This window comes from Thermoflexus sp., assembly GCF_042408815.1.
In the GTDB taxonomy this organism is placed as follows: Bacteria; Chloroflexota; Anaerolineae; order Thermoflexales; family Thermoflexaceae; genus Thermoflexus.
Genome location: NZ_JBHOQR010000030.1, coordinates 1 through 14,887 on the forward strand (window position 1 = coordinate 1; position 14,887 = coordinate 14,887).

12 protein-coding genes and 1 tRNA gene are annotated in these 14,887 nt (G+C 64.8%); 7 read left to right on the top strand and 6 right to left on the bottom strand.

Features of this window, described 5'->3' with window-relative positions:
• The 4 genes from ACFMO3_RS10710 to ACFMO3_RS10725 all read right to left on the bottom strand — a co-directional run.
• Window positions 1–1,376: dihydrolipoamide acetyltransferase family protein (locus ACFMO3_RS10710; protein ID WP_376790400.1), on the bottom strand; the 1,376-nt coding region annotated here is incomplete at its 3' end.
• 47 nt (window positions 1,377–1,423) lie between these two features.
• Window positions 1,424–2,407, bottom strand: a complete 984-nt coding sequence (locus ACFMO3_RS10715; protein ID WP_376790401.1) for an alpha-ketoacid dehydrogenase subunit beta — start codon at window positions 2,405–2,407, stop codon at window positions 1,424–1,426.
• A 139-nt stretch (window positions 2,408–2,546) separates the two neighbouring features.
• Window positions 2,547–3,638 carry a thiamine pyrophosphate-dependent dehydrogenase E1 component subunit alpha gene (locus ACFMO3_RS10720; protein ID WP_376790402.1) on the bottom strand — a complete coding sequence of 364 codons (1,092 nt, stop codon included), beginning with the start codon at window positions 3,636–3,638 and terminating at the stop codon, window positions 2,547–2,549.
• A gap of 21 nt (window positions 3,639–3,659) precedes the next feature.
• Complete coding sequence (locus tag ACFMO3_RS10725; RefSeq protein WP_376790403.1) at window positions 3,660–4,460, bottom strand: DUF169 domain-containing protein; 801 nt, start codon at window positions 4,458–4,460, stop codon at window positions 3,660–3,662.
• Between the two features lie 469 nt (window positions 4,461–4,929).
• Here ACFMO3_RS10725 and ACFMO3_RS10730 point away from each other — a divergent pair, with 469 nt between their 5' ends.
• The 6 genes from ACFMO3_RS10730 (at window position 4,930) to ACFMO3_RS10755 (ending at window position 9,196) form a co-directional block, all read left to right on the top strand.
• Window positions 4,930–5,730 (top strand): enoyl-ACP reductase, encoded by an 801-nt coding sequence (locus ACFMO3_RS10730; RefSeq protein WP_376790404.1) that lies wholly within the window; start codon window positions 4,930–4,932, stop codon window positions 5,728–5,730.
• Between the two features lie 27 nt (window positions 5,731–5,757).
• Window positions 5,758–6,126, top strand: coding sequence for a hypothetical protein (locus tag ACFMO3_RS10735; RefSeq protein ID WP_376790405.1), 369 nt, complete (start codon window positions 5,758–5,760; stop codon window positions 6,124–6,126).
• A 228-nt stretch (window positions 6,127–6,354) separates the two neighbouring features.
• Window positions 6,355–6,429, top strand: a tRNA-Pro gene (locus ACFMO3_RS10740).
• 162 nt (window positions 6,430–6,591) lie between these two features.
• Window positions 6,592–7,293, top strand: coding sequence for a TVP38/TMEM64 family protein (locus ACFMO3_RS10745; protein WP_376790406.1), 702 nt, complete (start codon window positions 6,592–6,594; stop codon window positions 7,291–7,293).
• A gap of 261 nt (window positions 7,294–7,554) precedes the next feature.
• Window positions 7,555–8,490, top strand: a complete 936-nt coding sequence (gene mdh / locus ACFMO3_RS10750) for a malate dehydrogenase (RefSeq protein WP_376790407.1) — start codon at window positions 7,555–7,557, stop codon at window positions 8,488–8,490.
• A 4-nt stretch (window positions 8,491–8,494) separates the two neighbouring features.
• Window positions 8,495–9,196 (top strand): hypothetical protein, encoded by a 702-nt coding sequence (locus tag ACFMO3_RS10755; RefSeq protein ID WP_376790408.1) that lies wholly within the window; start codon window positions 8,495–8,497, stop codon window positions 9,194–9,196.
• Window positions 9,197–9,326: 130 nt separating this feature from the next.
• Here ACFMO3_RS10755 and mutS read toward each other — a convergent pair whose 3' ends face one another.
• Entirely contained in the window at window positions 9,327–11,945 is a 2,619-nt protein-coding gene (gene mutS / locus ACFMO3_RS10760) for a DNA mismatch repair protein MutS (RefSeq protein ID WP_376790409.1), read from the bottom strand.
• Between the two features lie 386 nt (window positions 11,946–12,331).
• On the opposite strand from mutS, the gene ACFMO3_RS10765 reads away from it, so the two are divergent.
• The gene (locus tag ACFMO3_RS10765; protein ID WP_376790410.1) at window positions 12,332–12,715 is read left to right on the top strand and encodes a cupredoxin domain-containing protein; all 384 of its coding nucleotides are present in this window, start codon (window positions 12,332–12,334) and stop codon (window positions 12,713–12,715) included.
• A 269-nt stretch (window positions 12,716–12,984) separates the two neighbouring features.
• Here ACFMO3_RS10765 and ACFMO3_RS10770 read toward each other — a convergent pair whose 3' ends face one another.
• Window positions 12,985–14,847 (bottom strand): prolyl oligopeptidase family serine peptidase, encoded by a 1,863-nt coding sequence (locus ACFMO3_RS10770; RefSeq protein ID WP_376790411.1) that lies wholly within the window; start codon window positions 14,845–14,847, stop codon window positions 12,985–12,987.
• Window positions 14,848–14,887: the final 40 nt, after the last annotated feature.

A 14,887-nucleotide genomic window follows, 5' to 3' on the forward strand; every position in this document is an offset into this window, starting at 1 on the left:
GTCCAGTTCTCCAGCACTGCTTTCACCTTGCTCATGAAGGCGTCCGCCTGGGCGCCGTCGATGATACGATGGTCGAAGGTCAGGGTGAGGTAGACCATGGGGCGAATGGCCAGCACATCCCCCTGGGGGGTCTCCAGAACGACCGGGCGCTTGTGGACTCGGCCGACGCCCATGATGGCGCACTGGGGCTGGTGGATGATGGGCGTGGCGAACAGGCTGCCCGAGACGCCGTGGTTGGTGACGGTGAACGTGCCCCCCTGGACATCCTCGGGCTTCAGCTGCCGCCGGCGGGCCCGTTCCGCCAGGTCGTTGACTGCCCGGGCCAGCCCGACCAGACTGTAGGTGTCCGCGTTCTTGATCACCGGGACGATGAGCCCCTCCTCCCCCAGGGAGACGGCGACCCCGATGTGATAGACCTTGTAAACCCGGATCCCTTCCTCGGTCCATGTGCTGTTCAGGATCGGATAGGCCTTGAGGGCCGCCACGGCGGCCATGATGAAATATGGCGTCAGCGTCAGCCGGACGCCTTCCCGCTCGAAAGCCGCCCGGTTCGCCTCGTAGTGGGCCATCACCCGGCTCATGTCGACCTCGAAAACGGTAGTCACATGGGGCGAAGTATGCTTGGAGCGGACCATGTGCTCGGCGATGGCCCGACGCATGGAGGTGAGGGGAACCACTTCGTAAGGCATGGTCGGGGCCGTGGGTGGGGGCGGCGGAGGGGGAGCCGCCGGCGCCGGGGCCACGGCCGGCGTCGGAGCTGCCTGCAACACCTCCTCCGTGGGCCGGAAGAGCTCTCCGGTCCCCGGTTGCTCCCAGGGTGGCAGTTCCGTCTCCCGGGCTGCTGCCGGAGCGCCCACCGGCTGGAGCTTCATCCGCTCAATGTAAGCCAGCAGATCCTTTTTAGTGACCCGTCCGCCCTCCCCGGTCCCCGGCACCTGGGAGAGATCGATGCCGTATTCGGCAGCTATCTTCGCCACCACCGGAGAGATGCGCGGGCCGCCCTCCCGACGGGCCGCCGGCGCGGGCGCCGGGGCTGGCGGGGGCGGTGACCCCGCGGGCGCAACCCCAGGGGCCTCCTCCAGCGGCTCGATCTCCCCACCGTGCCCCACCCGATAGGGCCGTTCGGGAACCGGCTCCCCCGGCTGCCCCACCATCGCGATCAAAGTCCCCGCCCGCACGGTGACCCCTTCGGGGAAATAGATCTTGAGCAGCACGCCATCGGCCGGCGCCGTCACCTCCGTGGTGACTTTCTCGGTCTCCACCTCCAGCAGGGGCTCGAACTGACGGACCGGCTCCCCTTCCCGTTTCAGCCAGCGGAGGATCTTCCCCTCCACCACGCTCTCGCCCAGCTGAGGCATGATCACCTGGGTTGGCATCGGAAGGTCTCCTTCGCGCAAGGGTGATTTCTGGGGAACGGGATCTCTCAGTATCGGGCCAGCCGCCGGATGGCCTCGGCGATTTTCTGTGGGCTGGGCATAAAGAAATCCTGCATCGGCGGGCTGAAGGGCACTCCCGGCACATCGGGCCCCGCCAGCCGCATCACCGGGCCGTCCAGGTATTCAAACCCCTCCTCGGCCAAAATGGCGGCCACCTCCGCCCCGTAGCCCAGGGTCAAGTTGTCCTCATAGACAATGAGCGCCTTCCCGGTCTTCTTCACCGAATGGAGGATCGTCGCCTTGTCCACCGGGGCCAGGGTCCGCAGATCTACCACCTCCACATCGATCCCCTCCTTCGCCACCATCTCGGCCGCCTGCAGGGCATAGTAATGCATCATCCCATAAGCGAAGACCGTGAGGTCGCTCCCCTCCCGGGTCACCTTCGCCGGGCCGATGGGGACGATATAGTCCCCATCGGGGACTTCCCCTTTGATCAGCCGGTAGCCCTTCTTCGGCTCGAAGAAGAGCACCGGATTGGGGTCGCGGATGGCTGCCTTAAGAAGCCCCTTGGCGTCGTAGGGGTTGGAAGGGATGACCACCTTCAGGCCGGGGACGTGGGCGAAGAAGGCCTCCACGCTCTGGCTGTGGTAAAGGCCGCCACTGATCCCGCCCCCGTAGGGAGCCCGGATGACCATGGGGACGTTATAGACGCCTCCGGAGCGGTAAAAGAAGCGGGCGGCCTCGTTGACGATCTGATTGAAGGCGGGATGGATGAAGTCGGCGAACTGGATCTCACAGATGGGGCGGAAGCCGTTGAGGGCCGCCCCGATGCCAATGGCCACGATGGAGAGCTCCGCCAGCGGGGAGTCGATGACGCGCCACTCTCCGTATTTCTGCCACAGGCCCATGGTGGCCCGGAACACCCCGCCCCTCGGACCCACATCTTCCCCGACCACGAAGACCCGCGGGTCCCGGGCCATCTCCTCATCGATCGCCTCGCGGATCGCCTCGATCAGCGTTTTCTCCGGCATGGATCCTCCCTCCAAACGTTCGTTCGGAACATGCCGTCGCGGAGCCGGCCTCCGGGTTTCAAGCCCCTTCCGGTAAAGGGAAGCGGCGATCGTGCCGTCCGAAGGGGTGGAGGGCGTGTGGGTGCCCGCCGGAGACAGGCTATTCCCCCCACCATCCGGAGCGATCTTCGGTGGCGAAGACCGGAGCCAAGGCCTCCTCCGGAGCCGGATAGGGAGCCTCCTCGGCCTGCCGCTGGGCCTCATCCACCTCGGCCCGCACCTGCTCCTCCAGCTCGTCCTCGAGCCGCTGGGTGAGGAGGCTTCGCTGGTAGAGATAATCCCGCAGGCGGGGCAGCGGATCCCGCCGCTTGCCCTGCTCCACCTCCTCCCGCGTCCGGTAGGTCCGATCATCGTCATCCGACGAATGAGGGGTCCACCGATAGGTCACCGCTTCGATCAGGGTCGTCCCCTCCCCCGCCCGCGCCCGATCCACTGCTTCCTTCACCACCTGGTAGACCTCCAGGACATTGCCGCCATCGCAGACAGCCCCCTGGATGCCGTAGGCGGCCGCCCGATCGGCCACCCGTTTGACGGCCATCTGCTTCCAGACGGGAACGGAGATCGCATACTGGTTGTTGTGGACCAGGACGATAAGGGGGAGCTTGTAGATGCCGGCCCAGTTCAACGCCTCGTGGAAGTCGCCCTCGCTGGTGCTGCCCTCGCCGGTGGAGGTGAGGACCACGCGCATCTCCTGGCTCACCCGGAACCCGGCGGCCTCCAGCTGGGGGCGGAGCTTTTGTTTGAGGACCTCCGCGAGGGCAATGCCGGCGGCTTGGGGGAGTTGGGTGGCCACGGGGCTGGAACCGGAAATGATGTTCAGGCGGCGGAGGCTGAAGTGGGAGGGCATCTGACGGGCGGCGCTATGGGGGTCGCCTTTCTTCCCATAGAGGGCGAGCATGAACTCCACCGGCTTCATCCCCATGGCAATGGAGAGCGCGAGGTCCCGATAGTAAGGGTGCACGATGTCGAAGCCTTTGCGCAGCGCGTAAGCCGCCCCGACGCCGATGCCCTCGTGGGCGATGCCGGAGATGTGGAACGGAACGCGGCCCTGGCGCTGGAGGACCCAGCAGCGCTCATCCAGCCGGCGGGAGAGGAGAAGATGGTAATACATCTGGAGGACCGTTTCGTCGGACAGGCCCAGCTCTTCGTGCCGCTGGGTGATCGGAAGGAGCTCTTTCACCTCGACCGCCATCGCTGCCTCCTGAGCAGGGGTTCAATCCGGCGTGGTGGTTTCCTTTCCTTCCTTCCACTGGCGCTCCATTTCCATATAATGATCGGGGTAGATCCCGGTGTAGCGGAGGAATTTGGGGATGGGGTAACGGATGCCGCCCTTGTGGGTGCCCTCCAGTCCCTCGATGATCCACTCGATTTTGCTGTTCGGGATGGTGAAAGCCATCTCATCGTCCTGGGCCTGGCCGAACACCCGATCGCCGTAGCAGGGGAGGATGACCTGGCATTCATCGGTCTTCATCGTGGTGATTACCGCGTCGGCGCAATCGATGCGCCCGGAGAAGGAGGAGGTCAGACGCCCTCCGGTCTTCCAGAGACGGGCCACCACCAAGCGCATCACCTGTGCGGAGTTCCCGTAAATGAGGATGACGTGGGGCTCGAAGGAGGTTCGGTGGAGGGGAGCGGCGACGACGCCTTCCCATTGACGGTATTCCCATTTATCGACCTGAGCTTCGCTCACCGCCCCGGCGGCAGGGGTCTCCGTATACATCCCAGCGCATGTCATACCGTTGAGGTAGTAGTCCAGCATGGGCTCGAAGCCCCACACCACTTTCGCGAGGGGGCAGGAGAGATCCTCCCCTCGCATCCCGATGACCCATCCGTAGTGGCGGGCGATGGCGAAGCCCTGACAGATGGCAATCTGTTGTCCGAAATCCCGTTTGGGAAAGCGGGTTTTCTCCGGCCATGGCTCCCCTGGGGCGATCATGCGAATCGCCACCGGGAAGGTGGCCGGGCGCACGTGAGCCTGAAGGGCCTCCTGCAGGCGTTGAAGCCTGTCTGGCATCCCGGCCTCCTGAGGGGGGCGTGTTCTCCTCCACCTGCCGTCTACCCGCCTGGGTCTATGAACCGCTTCTCGCCTCCCCTCCGCACTCCAGGAGGAGCCATAGGAACATCAACCATAAAGGTCCCGGTTATGCGGAGAGGGTTCCCCATTGATCCCGCTTCTATTTTCATTTTAACTCTGGGCAACATGGAACGGCAAGGGCAGGAGAGATCCACCTCGGTCTGGAAGGGGCCGGCTCGCGTCCTGGCATCCCCAGGGCCTGAGGCGGACGCCTCGATGATGTCCTGGAGGATCGAGCTCGCTTGCAGGCCCGAGGGATCCGTCACAAAATCACCCACGGACAATATCCGCCTTCCGTGAGAGGGCGCTTCGAGTCTAAATGTAACGAGGACCTCCAGGCCTCCCAGACCATGGCCTGATGGCGTAAATCCAATCCAGCCGGTCATCCTCACTATAGATGGAGGCATCGATGGGACTGCTGGACGGAAAGATCGCGCTGATCTTCGGGGTGGCGAACGATCACTCCATTGCCTGGGGCATCGCCAAGGCCATGCATGGGGAGGGGGCCACCCTGGCCTTCTCCTATGCGGGCCCGGCCCTGGAGCGGCGGGTTCGCCCCCTGGCGGAGAGCGTGGGGGCGACGTTCATCGAACCGTGTGATCTGAGCGATGACGAGCAGATCGCCGCCCTCTTCGAGAAATACCGTCAGACTTACGATCGGCTGGACATCCTGGTCCATGCAGTCGCTTTCGCGAAGCGGGAGGAGCTGAGCGGCCCGTATTATCTGACTTCCCGCGAAGGGTTCCGGGTCGCGATGGACGTGAGTGTGTATTCCTTCACGGCCCTGGCTCGGGAAGCGGCCCCTCTGATGAAAAACGGCGGCGCACTGCTCACCATGACTTACTACGGCTCGGAGAAAGTGGTCCCCCACTACAATGTAATGGGCGTGGCCAAAGCCGCCCTGGAGGCCTCGGTCCGCTACCTGGCCTATGACCTGGGGCCCCGGGGCATTCGGGTCAACGCCATCTCGGCCGGCCCGATCCGCACCCTGGCGGCGACCGGCATCCCGGGGTTCCGCTCCCTCTACAGTCTATTCCGGGAGATCGTCCCCCTGCGCCGCAACGTGACCATCGAGGATGTGGGCGCGCTGGCCGCATGGCTGTGCAGCGACCGGGCGGCGGCCATCACCGGCGAGGTGATCTTCGTCGACGCTGGCTATCATATCCTCGGCGTCACCGAGCGCCTGGTCGAGGAAAGCCCGGCCCCCTGAATCCCGCTTGCCGCGGAGGAAGACGCCATGGGATTCTGGAAACGCCGCCCTGCGAGCGATCCGGATGAGGCGCTGACGCCGGAGGCGCAGCGTCAGCGCTTGTGGGAACGAGCCATGCAGCGTCTCCAGCCGACCCTGCCGCCGGATTCCCCGTCATGGGTCCTGGATGAGATCTTCGATCTCCAGAACGGCCTGGTCTGGTTCGATGTGGTGATGCGGGTCGGCCCGCACTGGGTGAAGCGGCGCTATCGTTACGATGGGGAAGCCGACGTGCTGTATTTCAGCGGCGCGGTTCCCTTCCCGGAGACGGGTCTGGATCGGCTTCCCCCGGAGCGCATGGTCTGGCCGGGTCATCCGCTCACCTCCCGACTCCTCGCGAAATCCACGAAGGGTTGAAGGCGGGATGAAATTTATCCACGCTCGGGAAAACGGCGCAAGGCTGACCCGGGGTTCTGGACCGGCTTCGGGGCGAGCTTGAGCGGTGACCGGGTATGCTGGCGGCCTATCCGGCGGGTCCGGGGCCGGCTTCCAGCCCTCGGTCCAGGCGGTGTCCGATCTCCTCTCCAGATCAACCAATGCAGGCCTTGCTGAATCCGGGGGGCCGGATTATAATAAAAATTGCAGCGGGACGTGGCGCAGCCAGGTTAGCGCACTGCAATGGGGTTGCAGGGGTCGGCGGTTCAAATCCGCCCGTCCCGACACGTCGGGGGTAGCTTCGGCTGCCCCCGACGTTTTTCTCAATGGCGGATTCCCTGACGGGGCTGGCCACCCAGGGCAGCTGCCCCTAAAGCCTTCTGGAGAAACATCGGGAATCCGGATGGGCTGTTCGATCGCTTCCCTCTACGGATTGAGACCGCTGCCATGGGCGAGGGGAAACCGGAAGGGCTTCCACGAGGGCTGGTGATTCGCGCGGCCGTTTTGCTAACGCTCATGGGCGCTGGCCTCCTCGCCTTCCCTTACCTGTGGCCGTTTCTAACGGAGCGGGAGCGCATCGAGTCATGGCTGGCCGCCCATCGGACGGCTGGTGCAATCACGCTGGTCGTGTTGAACGCGATCCAGGTGATCATAGCCCCGCTCCCCGGCGCCTTGCTGGGATGGATCAGCGGCTACTGGTTCGGGCCGTGGTGGGGTTCTTTGCTCACATGGCTGGGCGTGAGCCTGGGCAATGGCTTCGCGATGGCGCTGGCTCGTGCCCTGGGCCGCCCCCTGCTGATCGCCTTCCTTCCCCAGGAGCGCCTGGCCCGGATGGAGCGCTGGATTCAGCGCTATGGGCTGCCCATGGTGGTTGTAGTCTTCCTGCTGCCATTCACTCCCGACGACCTCCTCGCCTGGGCGATCGGCCTTTCCCCCCTTCCCCTGATCCCCGCTTTCACCGTGAGCACGCTGGCTCGCCTGATCCACGTGCTGATCGCCAATGCCGTGGGGGCCTATTTGCGTTCCGGGGAGCTGCTCTGGTTGGCGATGGCTGCCCTCCTCAGCGTCGGCGCCCTCTTCCTGGCCTGGCGCATCGCCTGGATGGCTCGCCTTTCTCCCCTCGAAATCTATCGGGAGGACGCATCGTAACCACCCAGGGTATGCGTTGCTGGGTTCGATCGTTCCCCATCCGGGGCTTTCGAAGCGGATGGCGGGCCATCGATTTCCCCGATCGAAGCCTGGCGGCGCCGGCCGAGTCCCGAGGAGGGGAGGCCATCCCCGGCATCCCCCACATTTTCGCGTGGCAAAGTCGCACCCATAAAAGGGGGGCGGCTCAAAGCGGCACACCCCCGCGTTGGGATGGGACTATAATTTCTGTGAAGGATTTTACAATTCGGGAAGGAGTTTCCCATGCGTGCGAAGATCACGATCGTGGGTGCGGGGAACGTGGGCGCCACGGCTGCCCACTGGCTGGCCGAGCGGGAGCTCGGCGATATCGTGCTGGTGGATATCCCTCAGACCGAAGGCATGCCAAAAGGGAAGGCCCTCGATCTCATGCAAGCGGGTCCCATTATGGGTTACAACACTCGTCTCGTCGGGACCACGGATTATGAGCCCACGGCGAACTCGGACATCGTGGTCATCACCGCGGGGGTGCCCCGCAAGCCCGGGATGAGCCGGGAGGATCTGGTTAATGTCAACGCCAATATCATCCGCGATGTCATCAACAAGGCGGTCCCTCTCTCACCGAACGCGATTTACATTGTGGTGACCAATCCCCTGGATACGATGACCTACCTGGCCTATAAACTCTCTGGCCTTCCCCGGGAGCGGGTGATCGGGCAGGCGGGGATCCTGGACAGCGCTCGCATGCGGGCCTTCATCGCTATGGAGCTGGAGGTAGCGGTAGAGAACATCCAGGCGATGGTGCTGGGCGGGCATGGGGATGAGATGGTGCCGATGGTACGGTTCACCACGGTGGCCGGCATTCCCATCTCCATGCTGTTGCCTAAAGAGAAGATCGACGCGATCGTGGACCGCACGCGCAAGGGCGGGGGGGAGATCGTCAGCCTCCTCAAGACGGGGAGCGCCTACTACGCGCCGGGCGCGGCTGTGGCCCAGATGGTGGAGGCCATCCTCAAGGATCAGAAGCTGATCGTCCCCTGTTCGGTTTACCTCCAGGGCGAGTATGGTCTCCACGATATCTGTTTCGGTGTCCCTGTGAAGCTTGGCCGTAAGGGTGTGGAGCAGATCATCGAGCTGCCGCTCAACGATGAGGAGCGGGCCATGCTGGAGCGCTCGGTTCAACTGATCCGCAATACGATGGCTGCACTGCAGCCCGCCTGAGGCGATGCTTCAGCTCCCTACAGTGGTGACCTGCCATGCGGGGCGTGTTTTCCTCTGGGGAACCGCCCCGCCCTTTCATCTGAAGGATCTCGAGGCAGCTCTCCGACGCCGGGGGATGGAGATCCTCATAGCCGGCGTGGCGGAGATCGCTTTCGCCTTCCCGGAGTGGACTCGGCCTCATCGCGTGATTCCCCGACAGATCCTGACCGAGCGCGGCCTAAGGGTCCGGGAACCATGGGCTACCCTGTGGCTGGTTCGCTTCGGATATGAGGAGCCCCGGGCCGATGTGGAGGGGATCACCCTAGATGGGGAGGACGTCCATTTACTGGCGCGGGATCTGGATCTGGATGTCATCGAAGCCTATGTGGCGGCGCGGGGCTGGCAGCGCTGTGTGGCCGGCTTCCGGGTGGAGAGCGGGCCCGCGGTTCGGATTCAACCGGACCCGGAGGAGGCGGCATGGGCGGTGGCCTGGCTGAAGGGGATACTTCCCCCTGAAGCCTGTCATACATTTGAGGGGATCCTCCAGGAGGCCGCGCGGCGGAGGATCGGGTGGGGGGTTCTCTACCGGGAGCGGGAAGCTCAGCTGGATCTGGAGAGCCGCCGGCAGATCGAGGGCATGCTCCTTCTGGCCCGCGCCCTGCAGCGCTATTGGATGGAGATCCCGGGGCTGGAGGCTCTGGAAGCCATCTCTTTGGACAAGCTTTAGCGATGGGCGCGCTCACCCCCTCACGGCCCTTTAGGTTGTGGGAAAGAAGAAATCCAGGGGCGGGGCGGGCCGCCTCCACCAACCTCCAACTCCAATCCGGCCCGTCCTCCCCCAGGTTCCCGGAGAACGATCAGCCGTTCCGCACGAGCTGGCGCAATCGTCCCTGGAGGTCATTCAGGGTCAGCAGGGCCTGCAGCGGGGTCATGTTCACGAGATCCAGTCCGAGGAGCTCGTGCAAGAGGTGCCGGATCTCTTCGAACTCCTTCGGGAGGGCTGGGGGGCGCTCCCGGTGGGGCGCGAGCGGATCGCGTTCCCCTCGCTTCCCCTCCAGCTCCTCCAGCACCTGGCGGGCTCGCCGGATCACCCGTTCAGGCAGGCCAGCCAGCTGCGCGACGTGGATCCCATAGGATTTATCGGCCGCCCCCGGCACCACCCGTCGCAGGAACACCACCTGATCTCCCACTTCCTTCACCGCCATCGTCATATTGACGGCTCCCTCCAGATGGTCGGCTAAGCGAGTGAGCTCCAGATAGTGGGTGGCGAAGAGGGTGCGGGCCTGAATCTCATCGTGCAACGCTTCGGCCACCGCCCAGGCCAGGCTCATCCCATCGTAGGTGCTGGTCCCCCGTCCCACCTCATCCAGGATCACCAGGGAACGGGGCGTCGCGTGATGAAGGATATAGGCGGTCTCCAGCATCTCCGCCATAAACGTGGAGATCCCTGCGGTGATGTCATCGCTGGCCCCCACGCGGGCGAACAGTCGGTCCACCACTCCGATGCGGGCGGACTGGGCCGGCACGAAGGAGCCCATCTGGGCCATCAGGGTGATCAGGGCGACCTGGCGGATGTAGACCGACTTGCCGCTCAGGTTGGGGCCCGTCAGGATGATCAGGCGGCGCGAAGGGTTGAGTTCCGCATCGTTGGGGACGAAGGGCTCGCCGGGGGGAAGATAGCGTTCCACCATGGGATGACGGCCCTCCCGGATCTCGATTCGATCGCTGTCCTCCACCATGGGCCGTGTGTAGCCGTAGCGGGCGGCGGCCTCGGCCAGCGCCTGATAGACGTCCAGCTCCGCCAGCCGGCGGGCGACCCCCTGGAGCCGCTCGATATGCTCGGCCACCTTCCCCCGGACTTCCACGAAGAGCTCGTATTCCAAATCCTCGATCCGCTCCTGGGTGGCCAAGATCTCGGTTTCCCGCGCTTTGAGCGCCGGCGTGACGAATCGTTCCGCGTGGGTGATGGTCGCTCGGCGTTCGTAATCAGGAGGAACCTGGTTTGCTTTGGAGCGAGGGACCTCGATGAAGAAGCCGAAGACCTCGTTATATCGGACCCGCAGGGTATCGATGCCGGTGCGGGCCCGCTCTCGCTGCTCCAGTTCGGCCAGCCAGCGACGGCCCTCTTCCTCGGCCCGGCGCAGCCGGTCGAGCTCCTCGTGGTAGCCCGGTTTGATCAGCCCCCCTTCCCGGAGCAGGATCGGCGGATCCTCCACAATGGCCCGGTCGATCAACGAAACCACCTCAACACACGGATCCAGCTCGTCCCGCAGGGCTTGGAGCCGGGCGGCCTGAACCCCCAGTAGCCGGCTGCGGATCTGGGGGATGCGCTGCAGCGTCCGCTTGAGGGCGACCAGATCGCGGGCATTGGCGTTGCCGAAGCCGATGCGGCCCACCAGTCGCTCCACATCGTAAAGTCCGTCCAGCAGCCGTCGCAGATCCTGCCGGAGCAATCCATCGCGCACCAGCTCCTCCACCGCATCGAGCCGCATCTGGATGGCCTGGATATCCACAAGGGGCTGGAGGAGCCAGCGGCGCAGCAGACGCGCCCCCATGGCTGTCACCGTGTGGTTGAGCACCGAGAATAGGCTCCCCTCGATCCGGCGTTCCCGGATGGTCTCCGTGAGCTCCAGGTTGCGACGGGTGATGGGGTCGAGCCCCATATAGGCATCGCGATGATAGGTGCTGAGATGACGCAGATGGCGGAGATCCGAAATCTGGGAGATCTTCACGTAGTGGAGGGCCGCGCCGGCCGCAGCGATCGCCCAGGGCCATCCCTCGCATCCATAGGGCTGGAGGGAGGGGACCCGGAAGTGCTCCAGCAGAGATCGGCGCGCCTGGTCCGGATCGAAGGCGGCATCGGGGATTGGGGAGATACGGACTGTGCGTTCTCCTTTCAGTCGGGATACCCACGCCTCATCGCGGGCGCGGGATTCCGGGAGCACGAGCTCGGCCGGGTTCAGGCGGGCCAGCTCCTCCAGCAGGAGGGATTCCGCCTCCGCGCCCTCCAGCTGAGTGGTGAAGAACTCGCCGGTGGAAAGATCCATCGCCGCCAGGCCGAAGGCCCGACCATCTGGGGATGGGGCGATGGCGGCCAGGTAGTTCTCCAGCCGGTCGCGGAGCAGGGCCTCCTCCACAACGGTGCCGGGGGTGATCACCCGCACCACGTCCCGCTTCACCAGCCGCCGGACCTTCTTGGGATCCTCCAGCTGCTCGACGACGGCGACCTTGTAGCCCTTGGCGATGAGCTTGCCGATGTAGGAGGTGACATGGTTCGCCGGCACCCCGGCCATGGGGAGGCGCACGTCCTTTGAGAACGAGCGGGAGGTCAGAGCCAGTTCCAGTTCGCAGGCGGCGATCTTTGCGTCTTCCTCAAACATCTCGTAAAAATCGCCCAGCCGGAACATCACAATGGCATCGGGGAAGCGGGCCTTGATCCGGCGATACTGGGCGAGCATAGGGGTCTCCGCGCTCATCGCTTTCACCTCCCATCATGGAGTCAGCTCCCCCAGCGACCCTCCCCATGGAGCGCCTCCGGTCGACGCCCCGTTCGGGCCCAGCCTGAGGGGCAGGCCCACGCGTCGCTTCGCGGTAGACCTTCCCGGAGGATGCTCTTGGATCTTCTGGTTATCCATTGTAAGCCCGAGCGACAAATTCTGAGGGGGTGAGCGTGTTTTCCCTATGGAACCGGTGTGGATCCGGCGGCCTTCCTGGAGCAGTGGAAGACGAAGCGATAGAGCCGCATCCGCGGTCGCTTTTTCGATTAGAGGCTCCAGATTTCATGCGCTGCGTGTGGACGGCCCGGCGTTTGAGGATTAGGATGAAGAGCGGTTAAATCTTCCAGGCTTCAGGAGGCGAAGCGATGCGACGGACACTCTATCTTGTCGCGGCATGGGCCATCGTGGGCCTGTTGCTGGGGGCGTGCGGCGGCGGCGGGACCGGCGGCGGGGGGGCGACCCTCACGGTCGAGATGGGCGACTTGTATTTCAAGCCGAACACGCTAACGGCAAAGCCGGGCCAGACCCTGCAGATCACCCTGGATAATCGGGGTTCCCTGGAGCACAATTTTGTCCTCTATGATGCGGATGGGAAAACGGTGCTCTTCGAGAAGGACGGGATCCAGCCAGGCCAGAAGGTGAACATTTCCCTGAAGGTGCCGGAGAAGCCGGGGACCTATCAATATGTGTGCACGGTGCCCGGCCACCGGGAAGGTGGGATGGTGGGCACCCTGACCGTGCAGCCGTGAGCGAGAGGCATCCCGGGGCGGTTTCTTGCTCTGCGCCACGCGTTAGCCCCTTGCGCCGATTGGAAACCGGCCGTGTTGAGCGCTTCCGCGCCCCGCGTCGGCCTGCGCCAACGCGGAGACCTCTTTTGGCCGGCCAGCGGCCGGAGGCCTCAGGAGGTTGAATTCATTCGACGCTCCTGCCGGCCGCTGGCCGATGGCCTTTTGAGGCCGAATTCCTTCGGCGCATCTCGTATGGCTTCCACTTCGACCGGATGAAGTTGCTGTCCTCTTTATGCGAACAGCACATACTGGCGGAGGAAATCCAGAACCTCCTGATAGAAGGCGGTGATCGTCTCCGCGCGGCGCCAGCCATGCCCTTCCCCGGGATACAGGCGGTAAAGATGGGGAATGCCCCGCCGGCGCAGCGCCTCGGCGATAGCCTCGGCCTGGTGGGGCGGCACCACTCGATCCTCCGCCCCCTGGAAGATCGCTACCGGATCCTGGATCCGATCGACGTGGAAGATGGGAGATCGCTCCCGATAGCGCTCGGCGGCCTCGGGCAGGGGTCCGACCAAGGAGTCCAAGTAGTGGGCTTCGAATTTATGGGTCTCCGCCGCCAGGGTGAATAGGTTGGCGACGCCGAAGAGGCAGATGCCGGCCCGAAAGAAGCCAGGATAGCGGATTAGGGTGTTGAGCACGGTATAGCCGCCGGCGCTGCCGCCCATGATCACCAGGCGCCGAGGATCTGCCAGCCTCCGCTCCACCAGCGCCTGGGCTCCGCCCACGGCGTCCTCGACGTCCAGCAGCCCCCACTGTCCTTTCAAGGCATCCCGATACCCACGGCCGTAGCCGGTGCTGCCCCGGTAGTTCACCTCCAGATAGGCGAAGCCCCGCGTGGCGAAGAACTGGGCGTCCGGGTTGTAGTTCATCACCCGCTGGGAGGTGGGGCCGCCGTGGATGCTGATGAGGGCCGGGGGCAGGCCGGTTCTGATGGCCTCGGTAGAGGCCGGCGGGTAATACAGGCCGTGGACTGTCGTCCCATCGGGCGCCCGCCACTGGATGGTTTGAGGGAAGGAGAGCGCCTCCGGCGGGATCCGCTCCGCGCTGGCGAACCGGTGGACGCGGAGCCTGCCGTGCTCCCAGGTGACCACGCGGGGCGGGAGGATGGGGGAAGAGGCGATCATAGCCAGGGCTTCCCGGTCGGGGGCCACGGCGAGTTGCTCAAACCAGGTGTAGGGGTTGAGATCTAAGCGGGTGATCCTTCCGTCCAGATCCACGGCCTCCAGCAAGGCGAAGGCCTCCTCTTGGCGGCGGTAGAAGATTCGATCCCCCCGCGGGCTCCATCCGTAAACCCGCAACCCCTGGACCCAAGCGGGCGGCGCCAGGGTGGTCCCCTCCACCAAGATCCGCCGGGCCCCGGTCTCCAGGTTCATCACCACCAGTGCATCCCATTCCCCGTCGGTGAGGATGTAGCTCAGGAAACGGCCGTCCGGGGAGAAAGCGGGCTGGAAGACCGGTGTGTGGGCGTCGCCGGCGACCACCTCGATCCGGGAGGGACGGGGGGGATCACCCTCCAGATGGGCCAGACCCAGGCGGGCTCCATCCCAGGGCATATTGGGATGATCCCATTCCACCCAGGCGATGAGAGGCCGGGTGGGGTGCCAGGTGGGTTGCATATAGAAATCCGCACCCTCGGCGGCCTTTTGCGGCCATCGGCGTCCTTCGACGTCCACCAGGGCCAGGAGGTCGGTCTTGCCGTCCGAGTACACATAGAGGACCCAGCGTCCATCGGGGGAGAGGGCCGGCGAGGCGGCGTTCCCGAAGGGTGGGGTGATGGGTCGGGGAAGCCCATGGGCCAGCGGGAGCCGATAGAGCCGGCCGTCCTCCCCGACGTAGATCACGAAGCCGTCTCCGGTGGTGAAATCACCGCCGCCATATCCGATGCGGGCCCGTGCCGATTCGATCTCCGTGAGCTCTCGGGACGGACCTTCATTCTCCTGGGCGACCAGGACGCCGCGGCCGGAGCGTTCCTCCCGCCAAATCCGGGTGTGGCCCGAGCGATCCCATTGGACATCGGTGAGGCGGAGCACCGCGGCCATGCGCTCCGGGGCGAGCGGGCTGGGCCAAAGACCATAAGGGAGAACTCGACGCATGGAACCTCTCATCCGTGAGGTTAGGACCATTGTAGTCCGA

Excerpts from the sequence above, each read along its gene's own strand:
- ACFMO3_RS10715 (WP_376790401.1), bottom strand. The coding sequence starts at position 2,407 with ATGCCGGAGAAAACGCTGATCGAGGCGATCCGCGAGGCGATCGATGAG.
- ACFMO3_RS10720 (WP_376790402.1), bottom strand. The coding sequence starts at position 3,638 with ATGGCGGTCGAGGTGAAAGAGCTCCTTCCGATCACCCAGCGGCACGAA.
- ACFMO3_RS10725 (WP_376790403.1), bottom strand. The coding sequence starts at position 4,460 with ATGCCAGACAGGCTTCAACGCCTGCAGGAGGCCCTTCAGGCTCACGTG.
- ACFMO3_RS10730 (WP_376790404.1), top strand. The coding sequence starts at position 4,930 with ATGGGACTGCTGGACGGAAAGATCGCGCTGATCTTCGGGGTGGCGAAC.
- ACFMO3_RS10735 (WP_376790405.1), top strand. The coding sequence starts at position 5,758 with ATGGGATTCTGGAAACGCCGCCCTGCGAGCGATCCGGATGAGGCGCTG.
- ACFMO3_RS10745 (WP_376790406.1), top strand. The coding sequence starts at position 6,592 with ATGGGCGAGGGGAAACCGGAAGGGCTTCCACGAGGGCTGGTGATTCGC.
- mdh (WP_376790407.1), top strand. The coding sequence starts at position 7,555 with ATGCGTGCGAAGATCACGATCGTGGGTGCGGGGAACGTGGGCGCCACG.
- ACFMO3_RS10755 (WP_376790408.1), top strand. The coding sequence starts at position 8,495 with ATGCTTCAGCTCCCTACAGTGGTGACCTGCCATGCGGGGCGTGTTTTC.
- mutS (WP_376790409.1), bottom strand. The coding sequence starts at position 11,945 with ATGAGCGCGGAGACCCCTATGCTCGCCCAGTATCGCCGGATCAAGGCC.
- ACFMO3_RS10765 (WP_376790410.1), top strand. The coding sequence starts at position 12,332 with ATGCGACGGACACTCTATCTTGTCGCGGCATGGGCCATCGTGGGCCTG.
- ACFMO3_RS10770 (WP_376790411.1), bottom strand. The coding sequence starts at position 14,847 with ATGCGTCGAGTTCTCCCTTATGGTCTTTGGCCCAGCCCGCTCGCCCCG.